The 18,077-nt window shown below is 51.8% G+C and carries 16 protein-coding genes and 1 pseudogene; 11 read left to right on the top strand and 6 right to left on the bottom strand.

What is annotated here, in order from left to right:
* Nucleotides 1-56 precede the first annotated feature (56 nt).
* A complete protein-coding gene (prlC, locus tag D9734_RS17210; RefSeq protein ID WP_001298719.1) occupies nt 57-2,099 on the top strand; it encodes an oligopeptidase A in 2,043 nt (680 codons plus the stop codon).
* A 7-nt stretch (nt 2,100-2,106) separates the two neighbouring features.
* Entirely contained in the window at nt 2,107-2,859 is a 753-nt protein-coding gene (gene rsmJ, locus D9734_RS17205; protein ID WP_130209160.1) for a 16S rRNA (guanine(1516)-N(2))-methyltransferase RsmJ, read from the top strand.
* 48 nt (nt 2,860-2,907) lie between these two features.
* On the opposite strand, the gene dtpB is transcribed toward rsmJ, so the two are convergent.
* Together dtpB and uspA are read right to left on the bottom strand one after the other, a co-directional pair.
* Complete coding sequence (dtpB, locus tag D9734_RS17200) at nt 2,908-4,377, bottom strand: dipeptide/tripeptide permease DtpB (protein WP_130209158.1); 1,470 nt, start codon at nt 4,375-4,377, stop codon at nt 2,908-2,910.
* Between the two features lie 355 nt (nt 4,378-4,732).
* Entirely contained in the window at nt 4,733-5,167 is a 435-nt protein-coding gene (gene uspA, locus D9734_RS17195; RefSeq protein ID WP_000323571.1) for a universal stress protein UspA, read from the bottom strand.
* 390 nt (nt 5,168-5,557) lie between these two features.
* Here uspA and uspB point away from each other — a divergent pair, with 390 nt between their 5' ends.
* Nucleotides 5,558-5,893: a universal stress protein UspB gene (gene uspB / locus D9734_RS17190; protein WP_124038640.1), complete on the top strand. Its 336-nt coding sequence runs from the start codon at nt 5,558-5,560 to the stop codon at nt 5,891-5,893.
* 74 nt (nt 5,894-5,967) lie between these two features.
* On the opposite strand, the pseudogene D9734_RS23755 reads toward uspB, so the two are convergent.
* Together D9734_RS23755 and pitA are read right to left on the bottom strand one after the other, a co-directional pair.
* A pseudogene (locus D9734_RS23755) lies at nt 5,968-6,066 on the bottom strand (hypothetical protein); the annotation flags it as partial.
* A gap of 72 nt (nt 6,067-6,138) precedes the next feature.
* Entirely contained in the window at nt 6,139-7,638 is a 1,500-nt protein-coding gene (gene pitA / locus D9734_RS17185; RefSeq protein ID WP_130209156.1) for an inorganic phosphate transporter PitA, read from the bottom strand.
* A gap of 230 nt (nt 7,639-7,868) precedes the next feature.
* Between pitA and D9734_RS17180 the strand changes: the two genes are divergently transcribed.
* The gene (locus D9734_RS17180; RefSeq protein ID WP_130209154.1) at nt 7,869-9,062 is read left to right on the top strand and encodes an NAD(P)/FAD-dependent oxidoreductase; all 1,194 of its coding nucleotides are present in this window, start codon (nt 7,869-7,871) and stop codon (nt 9,060-9,062) included.
* Here the strand turns inward: D9734_RS17180 and D9734_RS17175 are convergent.
* A complete protein-coding gene (locus D9734_RS17175) occupies nt 9,054-10,052 on the bottom strand; it encodes a permease (RefSeq protein WP_130209152.1) in 999 nt (332 codons plus the stop codon). The two genes, D9734_RS17180 and D9734_RS17175, sit on opposite strands and share 9 nt — an antisense overlap.
* Nucleotides 10,053-10,157: 105 nt before the next feature.
* Here D9734_RS17175 and D9734_RS17170 point away from each other — a divergent pair, with 105 nt between their 5' ends.
* Nucleotides 10,158-10,454, top strand: coding sequence for a metalloregulator ArsR/SmtB family transcription factor (locus D9734_RS17170; protein ID WP_000418114.1), 297 nt, complete (start codon nt 10,158-10,160; stop codon nt 10,452-10,454).
* A gap of 42 nt (nt 10,455-10,496) precedes the next feature.
* Here D9734_RS17170 and D9734_RS17165 read toward each other — a convergent pair whose 3' ends face one another.
* Nucleotides 10,497-11,549, bottom strand: a complete 1,053-nt coding sequence (locus D9734_RS17165; protein ID WP_130209150.1) for a DUF2776 family protein — start codon at nt 11,547-11,549, stop codon at nt 10,497-10,499.
* 677 nt (nt 11,550-12,226) lie between these two features.
* Here D9734_RS17165 and D9734_RS23565 point away from each other — a divergent pair.
* From D9734_RS23565 to D9734_RS17140, 6 genes are all read left to right on the top strand, one after another.
* Nucleotides 12,227-12,340 (top strand): hypothetical protein, encoded by a 114-nt coding sequence (locus tag D9734_RS23565; RefSeq protein WP_214251098.1) that lies wholly within the window; start codon nt 12,227-12,229, stop codon nt 12,338-12,340.
* A 62-nt stretch (nt 12,341-12,402) separates the two neighbouring features.
* A complete protein-coding gene (locus D9734_RS17160) occupies nt 12,403-13,470 on the top strand; it encodes an HlyD family secretion protein (RefSeq protein WP_130209148.1) in 1,068 nt (355 codons plus the stop codon).
* Nucleotides 13,467-16,202, top strand: a complete 2,736-nt coding sequence (gene rbbA, locus D9734_RS17155) for a ribosome-associated ATPase/putative transporter RbbA (RefSeq protein ID WP_130209146.1) — start codon at nt 13,467-13,469, stop codon at nt 16,200-16,202. The genes D9734_RS17160 and rbbA overlap by 4 nt, the downstream gene beginning before the upstream one ends.
* Nucleotides 16,202-17,326, top strand: a complete 1,125-nt coding sequence (locus tag D9734_RS17150) for an ABC transporter permease (protein WP_130209210.1) — start codon at nt 16,202-16,204, stop codon at nt 17,324-17,326. The genes rbbA and D9734_RS17150 overlap by 1 nt, the downstream gene beginning before the upstream one ends.
* Nucleotides 17,327-17,443: 117 nt before the next feature.
* Nucleotides 17,444-17,674, top strand: a complete 231-nt coding sequence (locus D9734_RS17145) for a type II toxin-antitoxin system HicA family toxin (RefSeq protein ID WP_130209144.1) — start codon at nt 17,444-17,446, stop codon at nt 17,672-17,674.
* Nucleotides 17,671-18,030 (top strand): type II toxin-antitoxin system HicB family antitoxin, encoded by a 360-nt coding sequence (locus D9734_RS17140; RefSeq protein WP_000593555.1) that lies wholly within the window; start codon nt 17,671-17,673, stop codon nt 18,028-18,030. Before D9734_RS17145 ends, D9734_RS17140 begins: the two co-directional genes overlap by 4 nt.
* The last annotated feature ends 47 nt before the right edge of the window (nt 18,031-18,077 follow it).

The raw sequence follows: 18,077 nt of genomic DNA, 5'->3' as shown, positions 1-18,077 counted from the left end.
ACCCGGCGAAAGCGCCTGTGAGCGTTTTGTTCCCCTCTTTAACCAGGACTGTACCTATGACGAATCCGTTACTGACTCCCTTTGAATTGCCACCGTTTTCTAAAATTCTCCCGGAACATGTGGTTCCAGCCGTGACTAAGGCGCTGAACGACTGCCGCGAAAATGTGGAGCGCGTAGTAGCGCAAGGGGCACCGTACACCTGGGAAAATCTCTGCCAGCCGTTGGCGGAAGTGGACGATGTGCTGGGGCGTATCTTCTCCCCGGTCAGCCACCTGAACTCGGTGAAAAATAGCCCGGAACTGCGCGAAGCCTACGAACAAACCTTGCCGCTGCTGTCAGAATACAGCACCTGGGTAGGGCAACATGAAGGGCTGTATAAAGCGTATCGCGACCTGCGCGATGGCGATCATTACGCCACGCTGAATACGGCGCAGAAAAAAGCGGTTGATAACGCACTGCGCGACTTCGAACTCTCTGGCATCGGTCTGCCGAAAGAGAAACAGCAGCGTTACGGCGAAATTGCTACCCGTCTTTCCGAGCTGGGCAACCAGTACAGCAACAACGTCCTTGATGCGACGATGGGCTGGACCAAACTCGTTACCGACGAAGCTGAGCTGGCGGGTATGCCAGAAAGCGCGCTGGCTGCGGCAAAAGCCCAGGCCGAAGCGAAAGAACTGGAAGGTTACCTGCTGACGCTGGATATCCCAAGCTACCTGCCGGTAATGACCTACTGCGACAACCAGGCTCTGCGTGAAGAGATGTATCGCGCTTACAGCACCCGCGCCTCCGATCAAGGGCCGAATGCCGGTAAGTGGGATAACAGCAAGGTGATGGAGGAGATCCTCGCGCTGCGTCACGAACTGGCGCAACTGCTGGGCTTTGAAAACTACGCCTTTAAATCCCTTGCCACTAAAATGGCAGAAAACCCGCAGCAGGTGCTGGATTTCTTAACCGATCTGGCAAAACGCGCGCGTCCGCAGGGCGAAAAAGAGCTGGCGCAGCTGCGCGCCTTCGCCAAAGCCGAATTTGGCGTCGATGAGTTGCAGCCGTGGGATATCGCTTACTACAGCGAAAAACAAAAACAGCATCTTTACAGCATCAGTGACGAACAGCTGCGTCCGTACTTCCCGGAAAACAAAGCGGTTAACGGCTTGTTTGAAGTGGTGAAACGTATTTACGGAATCACCGCTAAAGAGCGTAAAGATGTTGATGTCTGGCATCCGGATGTACGTTTCTTCGAACTGTATGACGAAAACAACGAACTGCGCGGTAGCTTCTACCTCGACCTGTATGCCCGTGAGAACAAGCGCGGCGGGGCGTGGATGGATGACTGCGTAGGCCAGATGCGTAAAGCAGACGGTTCGCTGCAAAAACCGGTCGCGTATTTGACCTGTAACTTCAACCGCCCGGTAAATGGCAAACCGGCGCTGTTTACCCACGACGAAGTGATCACCCTGTTCCACGAGTTCGGTCACGGCCTGCATCATATGCTTACCCGCATTGAAACCGCTGGTGTTTCCGGGATCAGCGGCGTGCCGTGGGATGCGGTCGAACTGCCGAGCCAGTTTATGGAAAACTGGTGCTGGGAGCCTGAGGCGCTGGCGTTTATCTCCGGTCACTATGAAACCGGCGAACCGCTGCCGAAAGAGTTGCTGGATAAAATGCTGGCGGCGAAGAACTACCAGGCGGCGCTGTTTATTCTGCGTCAGCTGGAGTTCGGCCTGTTCGATTTCCGCCTCCATGCAGAGTTCCGCCCGGATCAGGGAGCGAAAATCCTCGAAACTCTGGCAGAAATCAAGAAACTGGTTGCCGTGGTACCGTCTCCGTCATGGGGCCGTTTCCCGCACGCTTTCAGCCATATTTTCGCCGGTGGTTATGCGGCAGGCTACTACAGCTACCTGTGGGCCGATGTGCTGGCAGCAGATGCCTTCTCGCGTTTTGAGGAAGAGGGCATTTTCAACCGTGAAACCGGGCAGTCGTTCCTCGACAATATTCTGAGCCGTGGTGGTTCAGAAGAGCCGATGGATCTGTTCAAACGTTTCCGTGGTCGTGAACCGCAACTGGATGCGATGCTGGAGCATTACGGCATTAAGGGCTGATCATTCAGTGAAAATCTGCTTAATTGATGAAACGGGCGCCGGAGACGGCGCCTTATCTGTTCTGGCGGCCCGCTGGGGGCTGGAACATGATGAAGACAACCTGATGGCGCTGGTGTTAACGCCGGAGCATCTGGAACTGCGCAAGCGCGATGAGCCAAAACTTGGCGGCATCTTTGTTGATTTTGTTGGCGGAGCGATGGCGCACCGCCGCAAATTCGGCGGTGGTCGCGGTGAGGCGGTGGCGAAAGCGGTGGGCATTAAAGGCGATTATCTGCCGGATGTCGTCGATGCTACCGCAGGGCTGGGGCGCGATGCCTTTGTGCTGGCTTCGGTCGGCTGCCGCGTACGGATGCTGGAGCGTAATCCAGTGGTTGCTGCATTGCTCGACGATGGCCTGGCGCGTGGTTATGCGGATGCGGAGATCGGCGGCTGGTTGCAGGAGCGTTTGCAGCTGATCCACGCCTCCAGCCTGACGGCGCTGACTGATATTACCCCGCGCCCGCAGGTGGTCTATCTCGATCCGATGTTCCCGCATAAGCAGAAAAGCGCGCTGGTGAAAAAAGAGATGCGCGTGTTTCAGTCGCTGGTGGGGCCGGATCTCGACGCCGATGGGTTGCTGGATCCTGCGCGGCTGCTGGCGACCAAACGTGTGGTGGTAAAGCGCCCGGACTACGCGCCGCCGCTGGCGAATGTCGCCACGCCAAACGCGGTTGTCACCAAAGGGCATCGCTTTGATATTTATGCGGGTACACCGGCATAAAAGTAAAACAGGGTAGCGTTATCGCTACCCTGTTTTCTGCAAGAATAATCAATGGCTTTCCGGCGTCTCAATCATGCGTTTCAGCCACGGCACCATCAACAGCATCACTACTGCAACGGCCAGTGTAACCAGACCAATCTTACCAAACACGTTGGTATAGACAGGCAGCGTCTCAAGCGGGTCGGTAATGTTGTCTGGTACTGCGGTAAATGTTGCCACATAGCCGCCCAGCAAGAACGCGGCAGCCTGCGTAAGGAACCACATCCCGAGAATAAAGCCCATCAAATGTTGTGGCACCAGAGCGGCAATCATTGCCAGGCCCAGGGCGCTAATAAGCAGTTCACCTAAGCTCTGGAATAAGTAAACCAGCACGATAAACCATGGCGATGTCAGCCCCTGGGCGTCTGCAAACCACATTCCCGCTGCGGCGGCTGTCAAAAAGCCTAGCGAGCACATAAACATACCGAGAGTAAATTTCATCGGCATGGAGAGGTCTTTGCCTTTGTTACCCAGATGCGTGTAAATGCCTGCCAGAACTGGGCTGGCGAGTACCACCCAGAACGGGTTAAGCGCCTGGAAGCTCACCGGGTTGATGGAAAAACCGAGAATTTCATGATGCACGTTGTTGATAGCAAAGAAGTTCAGCGACGTTGGCATCTGGGCGTAGAGGATGTAAAACACTACCGCTTCAAGCATCAGCACAAAGGCGACAAACATCTTATTGCGCCCGGTTTTATCCAGCTTGAATGCCTGACGGAAGAAGATAATGGTCACGACGATAGAGAGAACAATCAGTACCAGATTGGCGACTTCCACGTTGTGCATCAGCCATGCGCAAACGAAAATCATCACCACGCTGCCCATCAGCACGTACAACAATTTGCTGAAGTTCATCGGTCGGAAATCTGGTTCAGAACCAATATCTTTCACCATTCCGCGACAGGCGATGTAAACCAGTAGCGCGACAATCAATCCTGCTCCGCATAAGTTATAGGTGACGGAATAGCCAAATCTGTCAGCGATAACCGGTGCTAGCGACAGCGCAATCAACGAGCCGATATTGATCGACATATAGAACAGGGTGAAAGCGCCATCGAGACGTGGATCTTTCGGTGGATAGCACTTCGAAAGCAGGCTTGCCGGGTTGGCTTTAAACAGGCCGTTGCCGACAGCGATTGTTCCCAGCGCGATGAATATCAGGTCTGGTTTGAGTAGCGACATCCCGGTCATGAAGTAGCCCATCGCCAGAACAATTGCCCCAAGGACAATGGTGCGTTTAGTTCCTAACAGATGGTCGCCAACATAACCACCGATCGAGATAAGGCCATAGACCAGCGCAGCGAAGGCACCAAAGGTGACAAAAGCCTGTTCTTGTGAGAAGCCGAGCTGTTTAACGAAGAAAACGGCCAGGACGCCTTGCACGCCGTAGTAACCGAATCGCTCCCATAGTTCGACAAAAAAGATCATGAAGAATGGGCGAGGTTGTTGCAGCATCCCAGTGGGTGTTGTTGTATTCATAATTTTTAGCCTTTCAATACCATCATGAAAAGTATGAACGCGTAAGTGATTGCGCGCGAAAGAGTTTACACATGTCTAAAATTCTTAATATTGATGCAATGAATGCATTAATGCACTATCTCAGCAAAAAATAACCAGCTAATCATGCTGATTGTTTGAGTTATGATGGCGTTAAATGCTGTTTTTTTGGTGGGGTAAATTTGAATTATTCGATGCGTAGTTGAAGTTTCTGACCGCAGATGAATACCGGCTTGATTGAGCGACCTCGTGTTTGTACCCGCACGTCGCATTCGGGTACAACACAAAAAGCAGAACGCCCGCATAAGCGGGCGTCCAGGAGCAAGTAGGGGAGATATTATTCTTCTTCGTCGCGCAGCGGAACAATCAGCATATCAACGTGAACGGTGTTGATCAGCTGACGCGCGGAAGACATCAGTTTGCTCCAGAAGTCCTGGTGGTGACCACAAACAACCAGGTCCATGTCGTATTTCTTGATCGCATCAACCAGCACCTGACCCAAATCGCCGCTGCCGCTAAGGGTTTCAGTAATTGGGTAGCCTGCGTTGGTGGAGAGTTCGGTCAATGCATGATGAGTCTCTTCGGAAATGCGTTTCTGCATGTCACCCAGATTTACATCAATAAGTCCGGTGTATAGGTCAGAGTAGTTTACATCTACGTGGATCAGAGAAACTTTCGCATTGTAGGGGCGAGCCATAGAGACTGCTTTCTCTACCAGAACTTTGCTTTCCGGGGAGAGATCGACCGCGATGAGAATGTGTTTATAAGCCATAGTGTTACTCCTTCCATAAAGTTGTCGATGACTGGCCAGCTTGCGTTTCTTGTGCCGTTACGTCACCCGCGTCCTGCGAACTACGTGCGCGGGGCTAACCCAGCCGTAAAGATTCAGTGAAAAGACCATCCTTACCTTATAGCGACCTGGATGATCCGTCAATCCGCCTTGCTTACCAATCAGATAATCAAATTTTCTACATGAATGTATTGATAGTGGTTAACCTTATGGAAAAAAAACAACCTGATCTCCTACACTATCTATAGAGCCGCTCGGATGTTTGTCATCACAAAAGCGGTTTCTCCAGGACCTGGTGTTAACTGATTGGCAGCGTATCGGGAGCGGTAGCCCCGGAGGGGAACTCCGCGGGCAGGTCGCCGGGGAGGGGGTATGATAAGCACCGTCGCATTATTTTGGGCTTTATGTGTCGTTTGCATTGTTAACATGGCGCGCTATTTCTCATCACTACGCGCGTTGTTAGTGGTACTGCGTAATTGCGATCCATTGCTCTATCAATATGTTGATGGAGGGGGCTTTTTTACCTCACATGGCCAACCCAACAAACAGGTGCGTCTCGTTTGGTATATCTATGCCCAACGTTATCGCGATCATCACGATGATGAGTTTATCCGTCGCTGCGAGCGCGTGCGTCGTCAGTTTATTCTGACCAGCGCATTGTGTGGCCTGGTGGTGGTAAGCCTGATTGCGTTGGTGATTTGGCATTAAGCGCCACGGTAATAACGCATAAAAAAAGCGGGCCAGTAAACTGACCCGCTCGAGACTGATTACAAACGCAAAATTGCCTGATGCGCTACGCTTATCAGGCCTACATAATCTCTGCAATCTCTTGAATTTGCATGTTTTTGTAGGCCGGATAAGGCGTTCACGCCGCATCCGGCATGAACAAAGCGCACTGTGTCAACAATCTGAAGCGGGCCAGTAAACTGACCCGCTCGTTTTTATGCGTGCGATTACAGGAACTGCAAGGAGATCCAGTACAGCGCACCGGAGAGCAGAACTGCAGCCGGGAGGGTAAACACCCAGGCCATCAGAATGCTGGTTACGGTTTTACGCTGTAAGCCGCCGCCGTCAACCACCATTGTCCCCGCTACGGAAGAGGAGAGTACGTGAGTGGTGGAAACCGGCATCCCGGTATAACTCGCCAGACCGATAGACACCGCTGCCGTCATCTGAGCAGACATACCCTGAGCGTAGGTCATGCCTTTCTTACCGATTTTCTCACCGATAGTGGTCGCCACACGACGCCAGCCAATCATCGTACCGATACCTAACGCCAGCGCGACCGCCATGATGATCCACACCGGAGCATACTCGATGGTGCTCAGCATATCGGACTTCAGTTTCTTCAACAGACGCTGATCATCCGCAGTGACGCCAGGCATTTTCACCACTTTGTCGATAGTGTCAGAAACGCACAGCATAATGCGGCGCATCTGGCTACGTTGGTCAAGCGACAGCTTGTCGTAGCTTTCCACATCGGCGGTCAGCATGCCTTTCAGGCGGTTGAGCGCGTTAATGGTATTCGACGGATGGCAATGGAACTCCGCAGGTTGTGTTGCGCCTGCTTCCGGAGCCGGTACTAACTGATCGGCACCGGTCGCCTGTTTAAGCAGCGCAGGATGCTGCTCAAAGTAAGCTTCCACATTGTTGATGGCATCACGGGTACGGGTGATTTCGTAGCCAGTGGCATTCATATTCACCACGAAGCCCGCTGGTGCGACGCCAATCAGAACCAACATAACCAGACCAATGCCTTTCTGACCATCGTTCGCGCCGTGAGAAAACGCCACGCCGATAGCGGAAAGGATCAGCGCGATACGCGTCCAGAAAGGCGGCTTTTTCTTGCCGTCTTTCTTTTCACGTTCCGCTGGGGTCAGGTGGATACGGGCGCGTTTCTTGGTGCCGCTCCAGTAGCGACGCAGCAAGAAAATCAGACCGCCAGCAAACACCAGGCCGACAATAGGGGAAACGATCAGAGATGCGAAAATACTTAATACTTTCGGGATATTGAGTGCATCCACCACTGACGTACCGGACATCAACGCATTGGTTAAACCAATACCGATGATCGCGCCAATCAGCGTATGGGAGCTGGATGCAGGTAAACCAAAGTACCAGGTACCAAGGTTCCAGATAATTGCTGCCAGCAACATAGAGAACACCATGGCAAGACCATGGGACGATCCCATATTAAGCAGCAGATCCGTCGGCAGCATATGCACAATGGCATAGGCAACACTAAGACCACCCAGCAAAACACCCAGGAAGTTGAACACTGCCGCCATAACCACAGCGAGCTGAGAACGCATCGCGCGGGTATAGATGACAGTTGCCACGGCGTTGGCTGTGTCATGGAAACCATTGATGGCTTCGTAGAACAGCACAAAAGCCAGTGCAAGCAATAATAACAGCCCGGTATGCAAATCCAGGCCAGCAAACAAATGTAGCATAGGACGTTACGCCATTTTGAGGACATGAACGCGGCGCATTATCAGTGACTTTCGCGGCGCGGGCAAAGTGAAATATAGATTTTTTTGATTTGCCTCCTGTATGAATTTCGCTCAAAAAATAATTATCTTATATAATTCAGACAAATACTTCCCCTAAGTAATATTGATGCTGGTGCGACCACTGAGGAATCTTTACAATTCACGCCCGTTTTTTCTAAGAGGAACGCAACGTGGAAAAGTTTGATGCCATTATTATAGGCGCTGGCGCGGCGGGTATGTTCTGTTCTGCGCTGGCAGGTCAGGCAGGGCGCAGAGTTTTGCTGATCGATAATGGCAAAAAACCGGGGCGCAAAATCCTCATGTCTGGTGGTGGGCGCTGTAACTTCACCAACCTTTATGTCGAACCAGGTGCCTATCTGAGCCAGAATCCGCATTTTTGCAAGTCTGCGCTTGCCCGATTTACTCAGTGGGATTTCATTGATCTGGTCAATAAGCACGGCATCGCCTGGCACGAGAAAACGTTAGGGCAACTCTTCTGTGATGACTCCGCTCAGCAGATTGTCGACATGCTGGTGGATGAGTGCGAGAAGGGCAATGTGACCTTCAGATTACGTAGCGAAGTGTTGAGCGTGACGAAGGATGACGCGGGATTCACGCTTGAACTGAACGGCATGACCGTAGGCTGCGATAAACTGGTCATTGCGACCGGAGGCCTCTCGATGCCGGGTCTGGGCGCGTCGCCGTTTGGTTATAAGATTGCCGAACAATTTGGCCTCAACGTGTTGCCGACGCGCGCAGGCCTGGTGCCATTCACCCTGCATAAACCGTTGCTGGAGGAGTTACAGGTGCTGGCGGGCGTGGCGGTGCCTTCTGTGATAACCGCTGAAAACGGCACCGTGTTCCGTGAAAACTTACTCTTCACCCACCGCGGCTTGTCTGGCCCTGCGGTATTGCAGATATCCAGCTACTGGCAACCGGGTGAATTTGTCAGCATCAATCTGCTACCGGATGTCGACCTGGACACTTTTCTTAATGAACAGCGTAACGCGCATCCGAATCAGAGCCTGAAAAACACGCTGGCGGTTCATTTGCCGAAACGGTTGGTTGAACGGTTACAACAACTCGGGCAAATCCCGGACGTCTCGTTAAAACAGCTCAACGTGCGTGACCAACAGGCGCTCATTGCCACATTGACTGACTGGCGTGTACAACCTAACGGCACTGAAGGCTATCGCACCGCCGAAGTGACACTCGGCGGCGTGGACACCAATGAACTCTCTTCACGGACGATGGAAGCACGTAAAGTTCCGGGCTTGTACTTTATCGGCGAAGTGATGGACGTTACCGGCTGGCTAGGGGGCTATAACTTCCAGTGGGCGTGGTCGAGTGCGTGGGCTTGTGCACAGGATTTGGCCTCAGAATAACGCTTGCGTTACATATCCCATAACCACTGCCATTCCTAAAATTACCATCAGAAAGGCAATAATCATCGGCGTGCGAAACATCGATTTCAGCAAAATAACTTCTGTTAAGCTGGCACCCGCGCTACCGATGATAAGTGCCATTATGGCACCCATCCCCATGCCTTTGGTCATTAATACCGACGCGAGGGGAATGACGGCCTCTGCACGTATATAAAGCGGGATACCTATAACCGCGCTTAAGGGGATAGCCAGTGGATTATCCGTTCCGGCATGTGCTGCAATCCATTGTGCTGGAATAAAGCCGTAAATAAATGAGCCAATTAGCACCCCAATTAACAGGTAGGGCAGCACTTCTTTAAATTGCCGCCATGCATCCTTTATTGCCTGAGTCAGCAGGCTGGGGGGCGCCGTTTTGGCTGCACTACAGCAATTAACAGCAGGTTCTGCGGTACAGCAAGATGTGGTTTGTGGTGTAAACGTCGCGGAGCGCAAGTTAATAACGGGTTTATCGGACAGTGGTTTGCAGCAGCTCGCGTTGCTCCCCTTTGCCTGTATGACATATCGTTCGAAGCCAACAAAATCCAGTAACAAACTGGCGGCCAGCGAAACGCTGCACGCAATAACGGCGTACAGCAACGTTACCTTCCAGCCAAATGTTGCCCACATTAGCCCGACGATAATCGGGTTGAGTAATGGTGAAACAAATAAAAAGGTGAGCGTTGGGCCAAATCCCGCTTTTGCAGAAAGAAGACCGCGAAGCATAGGAATGGTTGAGCAACTGCAAAACGGAGTCACTGCACCTAACATTGCTGCTAGCAAATAACCGCGCCCTTTACGCGCACCCATCATTTTCTGGATCTTATGATCCGGGATTTTCTGACGGATTACGCTGACACCAGCACTGATAAGAAGAAAAAGTAACGATAGCTCTACAGCTAAGAACAGGAACATCCCGGCGGCGTCGCGCAGCCCTGGTAACCATTCAAACATTTTATACCCTCTTTAAAACTATATTTCTAAAATTATCGAAATAACGAGAGATGAACAAGATATTTCTGGTATTATCGAAATATCAATTAGCCGGAGAAACTACTTATGGAACTGGAAGATGTCGCTAAGGCACTGAAAGAATTAGGTCATCCGACCCGTTTGTTTATTTTTCGTCATCTGGTCAAAGCGGGAGAACGCGGGATGCCGGTAGGCGAGTTACAGAAAGAACTTGCGATCCCCGCATCGACCTTGAGCCACCATATCTCGGCGCTGGTCTCCGTTGGTCTGGTTAAGCAAAACCGCGAAAGTCGCACGTTGATGTGTGTCTCGCAATATGATGTTCTGGAAGGGATTATTAGCTTTCTGCGTGAAGAGTGCTGCGTGAATAACGGGAAGTATTAATATTCGCCGGGCTGTAGCATAACCACAATCCGGCGAGAGTCATTATTTTTTCGCAGACCCTGCTTCTAATATAGAAACGATGGAAAACAGTGTAAAACACACTGCACCTAAGCCAACCAAAACTCGCGAAGGAATAAAATAAGCCATGTCGGTTTGCGCAATTTCAGCAAGGAACGCTGCGAGGAACAGGCAAAACAGACAGGTAAATACCGGAATCATGGGTATTCTGTTGGCTAACGAACAGGTGCGTCGCCATACCAGCGCCAACAACCACACTTTGGAGAAAATACTGTAGCAAATCATTCCCAGACAAATAAGAATAATGCCGGGTGCCAGTCTGGCACTTTCATCAGAACTGACTAAAACGTAGATCCCCTGAATAACCGTCAGTGAGCCAAGTAAAATAACCCAATAGCACCACAGCCAATGCTCTTTCATTGAGAACGTATTCCGCGTTTGATGGACAATAGTGGCGACAAGACCAATAAGACAAGCGCAAATTGCCGTTAACCCCAGCAGTACGTGACCAGCAACATAATGTGGTGTGATATTTGCACTACGTAACAGCGCGACTGACCAAATGAAACCAAAGAGAGTAAGCAGAACGGGAACGGCAATTAAGCCATTACCGATTGTCGAAGAATAAGCCTGCAGCGGCGTACCATCACTCTTACTGCCCGAGGCGTTTTTGGGAATTAGCAGAAAATGCCCGGAAGACGCCGCCACGGTTGATACGCAGGCAGCAATCATCCCAACACCGAAAATAACATGTCCGGCAACAAATTCATCGGCCATGACATTATCACTTGCCAGCAGCAACCATCCCCAAATCATAGTTGCGACAGACCCAGCGTAACCAATAACAGGAAAAAGTGTGCTGTAGAGCTTATTCACACCATGCGTTAACTGCGAAATAATAATAAATGCAGTAGTGAATAACGCCAGACATATTGCAGAAAGCGAAATAAGTACATGTCCCGCCACAAAATACTCACTTTGCCCGGAACCTGCTAATACAAAATCACCCAATGCAATACATATTATCCCCATAATTAAAGGGATTAATTTAAATAGCCATCCGATATATATATTCATTTTAAACTCCATGTGTACTTTCTGCTAATATAAGAAAGCGTATCAGTAGTATTTTTAGTCAGTTAAATATAACAATGAGATACCACCAAATGTAACAAGTAACTTTACTATAGCCGGATTTATTGCCCGGAGTGTTAAGTTTTAGATGTGAGTTAATGCTGATAAATAAATATTTATCCTAAGGTAAATTCCGAGTTAATATCTTTATCTTATACTCTAAATAATTCGAGTTGCAGGAAGGCGACAAGCGAGTGAATCCCCAGGAGCTTACATGAGTAAGTGACTGGGGTGAGCGAACGCAGACGCAGCACATGCAACTTGAAGTATGACGAGTATATTTTTATTTTGTTGCTTTAAACGACCTTGTTCGAGACTGCTTTATTTAATACATAAGCCTTTATCATCTTTTTAAAAAATTATTTCGCTTTCGGTAAATATTTGCACCTCGGCGATAATAACGCTATGTGATAGTCATCGGGTTTTCTGTTACGGAAACCTACGCAGTAGTACCTGAGAACCTGTGCAGAAGATTTTTGGTTAAAAACGCTATCGGACAGAAGAACATCGCGATGTATCACAAGCTGATGGTAATCAAATAGACAACATGAATATAACTGTTAGTATTTAATTGATTTCACTTATGAGTATGCGTGTTTCATTTACGGCCAGGAATGCTGATGATGACAACATTACTACCCGTTTTCACCAGACCTTCCCCGTTGGCGCTCAGTTTGCTGCGCCCTGGCCGCCTTTGCCGTTTCCTTCTTATCCCGGATGGAATAATTCGCTGAACGTCGTTCGGTGGCAGTTGTAACACGCGTCGATTGCTTACAGGGATTATGGCGGGTCGATTATGGATAATATTAAGCGCCATCTGGCGTGGTGGGTTGTCGGGTTACTGGCGGTGGCTGCTATCGTGGCGTGGTGGCTGTTGCGTCCAGCAGGTGTGCCGGAAGGCTTTGCCGTCAGCAATGGGCGCATTGAAGCGACGGAAGTGGATATCGCCAGCAAAATTGCCGGGCGTATCGACACCATTCTGGTGAAAGAAGGCCAGTTTGTTCGCAAAGGCGAAGTGCTGGCGAAGATGGATACTCGTGTGTTGCAGGAACAGCGACTGGAGGCCATCGCGCAAATCAAAGAGGCGCAAAGTGCCGTTGCCGCCGCGCAGGCTTTGCTGGAACAGCGGCAAAGTGAAACTCGCGCCGCTCAGTCGCTGGTTAATCAACGGCAAGCTGAACTGGACTCCGTAGCCAAACGTCATACCCGTTCCCGCTCGCTCGCCCATCGTGGGGCTATTTCTGCGCAACAGCTGGATGACGACCGCGCCGCTGCCGAAGGCGCCCGTGCTGCGCTGGAATCGGCAAAAGCCCAGGTTTCGGCTTCTAAAGCCGCTATAGAGGCGGCACGCACCAATATCATTCAGGCGCAAACGCGCGTCGAAGCGGCACAAGCCACTGAACGGCGCATTGCCGCAGATATCGATGACAGCGAACTGAAAGCCCCGCGTGACGGACGCGTGCAGTATCGGGTTGCCGAGCCAGGCGAAGTGCTGGCAGCAGGTGGTCGGGTGCTGAATATGGTCGATCTCAGCGACGTCTATATGACCTTCTTCCTGCCAACCGAACAAGCGGGCACGCTGAAACTAGGTGGTGAAGCCCGGCTGATCCTCGATGCTGCGCCAGATCTGCGTATTCCTGCGACCATCAGTTTTGTCGCCAGCGTCGCCCAGTTCACGCCAAAAACCGTCGAAACCAGCGATGAACGGCTGAAACTGATGTTTCGCGTCAAAGCGCGTATCCCACCGGAATTACTCCAGCAGCATCTGGAATATGTCAAAACGGGCTTGCCGGGCGTGGCGTGGGTGCGGGTGAATGAAGAACTTCCGTGGCCTGAAGACCTGGTGGTGAGGTTGCCGCAATGACGCATCTGGAACTGGTTCCCGTCCCGCCTGTCGCGCAACTGGTGGGCGTGAGCCAGCATTATGGAAAAACCGTTGCGCTGAACAATATCACTCTCGAGATTCCGGCCCGCTGCATGGTCGGGCTGATTGGCCCGGACGGCGTCGGTAAGTCGAGTTTATTGTCATTGATTTCCGGTGCTCGTGTCATTGAGCAGGGCAACGTGATGGTGCTGGGCGGCGATATGCGCGACCCGAAGCATCGCCGCGACGTTTGCCCGCGCATCGCCTGGATGCCGCAAGGGCTGGGCAAAAACCTCTACCACACCTTGTCGGTGTATGAAAACGTCGATTTTTTCGCCCGCCTGTTCGGTCACGACAAAGCGGAGCGGGAAGTGCGAATTAACGAGCTGCTGACCAGCACCGGGTTAGCACCATTTCGCGATCGTCCGGCAGGGAAACTCTCCGGCGGGATGAAGCAAAAACTTGGGCTGTGCTGTGCGTTAATCCACGACCCGGAACTGTTGATTCTTGATGAGCCAACAACGGGGGTTGACCCGCTCTCCCGCGCCCAGTTCTGGGATCTGATCGACAGTATTCGCCAGCGACAAAGCAACATGAGCGTGCTGGTCGCCACCGCCTACATGGAAGAGGCCGAACGCTTCGACTGGCTGGTAGCGATGAATGCCGGAGAAGTGCTGGCGACCGGCAGCGCCGAAGAGCTGCGGCAGCAAACGCAAAGCGCCACGCTGGAAGAAGCGTTTATCGCTTTGTTACCAGAAGCGCAACGCCAGGCGCATCAGGCGGTAGTGATCCCACCGTATCAAGCTGAAAACGCAGAGATTGCCATCGAAGCGCGCGATCTGACCATGCGTTTTGGTTCCTTTGTCGCTGTTGATCACGTCAATTTCCGCATTCCACGCGGGGAGATTTTTGGCTTTCTCGGTTCGAACGGCTGCGGTAAATCCACCACCATGAAAATGCTTACCGGACTACTGCCCGCCAGCGAAGGTGAGGCGTGGCTGTTTGGGCAACCGGTTGATCCAAAAGATATCGATACGCGTCGTCGGGTGGGCTATATGTCGCAGGCGTTTTCGCTCTATAACGAACTCACCGTGCGGCAAAACCTTGAGTTACATGCCCGTTTGTTTCACATCCCGGAAGCAGAAATTCCCGCTCGAGTGGCTGAAATGAGCGAGCGTTTTAAGCTCAACGACGTTGAAGATGTTCTGCCGGAGTCATTGCCGCTCGGCATTCGCCAGCGGCTTTCGCTGGCGGTGGCGGTGATTCATCGCCCGGAAATGTTAATCCTCGATGAACCCACTTCTGGCGTCGATCCGGTGGCGAGGGATATGTTCTGGCAGTTGATGGTCGATCTCTCGCGCCAGGACAAAGTGACTATCTTCATCTCCACCCACTTTATGAACGAAGCGGAACGCTGCGACCGTATCTCACTGATGCACGCCGGAAAAGTGCTTGCCAGCGGTACACCGCAGGAACTGGTTGAAAAACGCGGAGCCGCCAGTCTGGAAGAGGCATTTATCGCCTATTTGCAGGAGGCGGCAGGGCAGAGCAACGAAGCCGAAGCGCCGCCCGTGGTACATGACACTACCCACGCGCCGCGTCAGGGATTTAGCCTGCGCCGTCTGTTTAGCTACAGCCGCCGCGAAGCTCTGGAACTGCGACGCGATCCGGTACGTTCGACGCTGGCGCTGATGGGAACGGTGATCCTGATGCTGATAATGGGTTACGGCATCAGTATGGATGTGGAAAACCTGCGCTTTGCGGTGCTTGACCGCGACCAGACCGTCAGTAGCCAGGCGTGGACGCTCAATCTCTCCGGTTCCCGTTACTTTATCGAACAGCCGCCGCTCACCAGTTATGACGAACTTGACCGTCGGATGCGTGCGGGCGATATCACGGTGGCGATTGAGATCCCACCCAATTTCGGGCGCGATATCGCGCGTGGTACGCCTGTGGAACTCGGTGTCTGGATCGACGGTGCGATGCCGAGCCGTGCCGAAACGGTAAAAGGTTACGTGCAGGCCATGCACCAGAGCTGGCTACAGGATGTGGCGAGTCGACAACCCACGCCTGCCAGCCAAAGCGGGCTGATGAACATTGAGACGCGCTATCGCTATAACCCGGACGTAAAAAGCCTGCCAGCGATTGTTCCGGCGGTGATCCCGCTTCTGCTGATGATGATTCCATCAATGCTAAGCGCCCTTAGCGTGGTGCGGGAAAAAGAGCTTGGGTCGATTATCAACCTTTACGTGACTCCTACCACCCGTAGCGAATTTTTGCTTGGCAAACAGCTGCCGTACATCGCGCTGGGGATGCTGAACTTTTTCCTGCTCTGTGCCCTGTCGGTGTTTGTGTTTGGCGTACCGCATAAAGGCAGTTTCCTGACGCTCACCCTGGCGGCGCTGCTGTATATCATCATCGCCACTGGAATGGGGCTGCTGATCTCCACCTTTATGAAAAGCCAGATTGCCGCCATTTTCGGTACGGCGATTATCACGTTGATCCCGGCGACACAGTTTTCCGGGATGATCGATCCGGTAGCTTCGCTGGAAGGGCCTGGACGTTGGATCGGCGAGGTTTACCCGACCAGTCATTTTCTGACTATCGCCCGCGGGACGTTCTCGAAGGCGCTTGATCTGACTGATTTGTGGCAACTCTTTATCCCGTTGCTGATAGCCATCCCGCTAGTGATGGGCTTAAGCATCCTGCTGCTGAAAAAACAGGAGGGATGATGCGCCATTTACGCAATATTTTTAATCTGGGTATCAAAGAGTTGCGCAGCCTGCTCGGTGATAAAGCGATGCTGACGTTGATCGTTTTCTCGTTTACGGTGTCGGTGTATTCGTCAGCGACCGTCACACCAGGATCATTGAACCTCGCGCCGATCGCCATAGCCGATATGGATCAATCGCAGCTATCGAACCGGATCGTTAACAGCTTCTATCGCCCGTGGTTTTTGCCACCGGAGATGATCACCGCCGATGAGATGGATGCCGGACTGGACGCCGGACGCTATACCTTCGCGATAAATATCCCGCCTAATTTTCAGCGTGATGTCCTCGCCGGACGCCAGCCGGATATTCAGGTGAACGTTGATGCCACGCGCATGAGCCAGGCATTCACTGGCAACGGTTATATCCAGAATATTATCAACGGTGAAGTGAACAGTTTCGTCGCGCGCTACCGTGATAACAGCGAACCGTTGGTATCGCTGGAAACCCGGATGCGCTTTAACCCGAACCTTGATCCTGCGTGGTTTGGCGGGGTAATGGCGATCATCAACAATATTACCATGCTGGCGATTGTATTGACCGGATCGGCGCTGATCCGCGAGCGTGAACACGGCACGGTGGAACATTTATTGGTGATGCCGATAACGCCGTTTGAGATCATGATGGCGAAGGTCTGGTCGATGGGGTTGGTGGTGCTGGCAGTATCGGGATTATCGCTGGTGCTGATGGTGAAAGGCGTGCTGGGCGTACCGATTGAAGGTTCGATCCCGCTCTTTATGCTGGGCGTGGCGCTCAGTCTGTTTGCCACCACGTCAATCGGCATTTTTATGGGGACGATAGCGCGTTCAATGCCGCAACTGGGGCTGCTGGTGATTCTGGTGCTGCTGCCGCTGCAAATGCTTTCTGGTGGCTCCACGCCGCGCGAAAGTATGCCGCAGATGGTGCAGGACATTATGTTGACCATGCCGACGACACACTTTGTCAGCCTTGCGCAGGCCATTCTCTACCGTGGTGCCGGATTCGAAATCGTCTGGCCGCAGTTCCTGACGCTGATGGCAATTGGCGGCGCGTTTTTCACCATCGCGCTACTGCGATTCAGGAAGACGATTGGAACAATGGCGTAAGGAAGGGAAACTTGACTTCATACTGTGATGTCATACTATTGATGTCATAAAGTGAAGTCATAAGGACATGCCATGAGAACCTAGGTACAGGCTTTACGGAAGAAACAAAAAAACACATTGGATCAAATATTTAAATCTCCTGTTCCTCAAGGGATCAAGTGGTCTGATATAGAGTCACTGGTTAAAGCATTAGGCGGAGAAATTAAGGAAGGAAGGGGTTCGCGTTGTAAGTTCATACTAAATATGAGCGTTGCGTGTTTCCATCGGCCTCATCCGTCGCCAGATACCGATAAAGGCGCTGTAGAAAGCGTGCGTGACTGGTTACTAAGTATAGGGGTAAAACCATGATCAAACTGAAGACGCCAAACTCTATGGAGATTGCCGGGCAACCTGCTGTTATTACCTACGTGCCAGAACTAAATGCATTTCGTGGCAAATTCCTGGGCTTGTCAGGTTATTGTGATTTTGTCTCTGACAGCATTCAGGGGCTGCAAAAAGAAGGGGAGCTTTCCCTGCGAGAGTATCTTGAGGATTGTAAAGCTGCGGGTATTGAGCCGTATGCGCGTACAGAAAAGATTAAAACCTTTACGTTACGCTATCCAGAATCGCTGAGTGAACGCCTTAATAATGCGGCTGCGCAGCAACAAGTCTCTGTTAATACTTATATTATTGAAACGCTGAATGAGCGTTTGAATCATTTATAACTTATAGCGGCCCAACAATTTCTGTTGCGCCGCTATATTTTTGTGGC

The organism is Escherichia sp. E14S1, from assembly GCF_004211995.1.
Classification (GTDB): Bacteria; Pseudomonadota; Gammaproteobacteria; order Enterobacterales; family Enterobacteriaceae; genus Escherichia.
The sequence above is the reverse complement of the archived record's forward strand: the minus strand, read 5'-3'. Positions and strand labels throughout refer to the sequence as shown.

Coding starts and splice junctions, on each gene's coding strand:
- rbbA (WP_130209146.1), top strand. CDS start 13,467: ATGACGCATCTGGAACTGGTTCCCGTCCCGCCTGTCGCGCAACTGGTG.
- D9734_RS17140 (WP_000593555.1), top strand. CDS start 17,671: ATGATCAAACTGAAGACGCCAAACTCTATGGAGATTGCCGGGCAACCT.
- D9734_RS17175 (WP_130209152.1), bottom strand. CDS start 10,052: ATGTTTGAATGGTTACCAGGGCTGCGCGACGCCGCCGGGATGTTCCTG.
- uspB (WP_124038640.1), top strand. CDS start 5,558: ATGATAAGCACCGTCGCATTATTTTGGGCTTTATGTGTCGTTTGCATT.
- D9734_RS17150 (WP_130209210.1), top strand. CDS start 16,202: ATGCGCCATTTACGCAATATTTTTAATCTGGGTATCAAAGAGTTGCGC.
- prlC (WP_001298719.1), top strand. CDS start 57: ATGACGAATCCGTTACTGACTCCCTTTGAATTGCCACCGTTTTCTAAA.
- D9734_RS17160 (WP_130209148.1), top strand. CDS start 12,403: ATGGATAATATTAAGCGCCATCTGGCGTGGTGGGTTGTCGGGTTACTG.
- pitA (WP_130209156.1), bottom strand. CDS start 7,638: ATGCTACATTTGTTTGCTGGCCTGGATTTGCATACCGGGCTGTTATTA.
- dtpB (WP_130209158.1), bottom strand. CDS start 4,377: ATGAATACAACAACACCCACTGGGATGCTGCAACAACCTCGCCCATTC.
- D9734_RS23565 (WP_214251098.1), top strand. CDS start 12,227: ATGATGACAACATTACTACCCGTTTTCACCAGACCTTCCCCGTTGGCG.
- uspA (WP_000323571.1), bottom strand. CDS start 5,167: ATGGCTTATAAACACATTCTCATCGCGGTCGATCTCTCCCCGGAAAGC.
- D9734_RS17170 (WP_000418114.1), top strand. CDS start 10,158: ATGGAACTGGAAGATGTCGCTAAGGCACTGAAAGAATTAGGTCATCCG.
- D9734_RS17165 (WP_130209150.1), bottom strand. CDS start 11,549: ATGAATATATATATCGGATGGCTATTTAAATTAATCCCTTTAATTATG.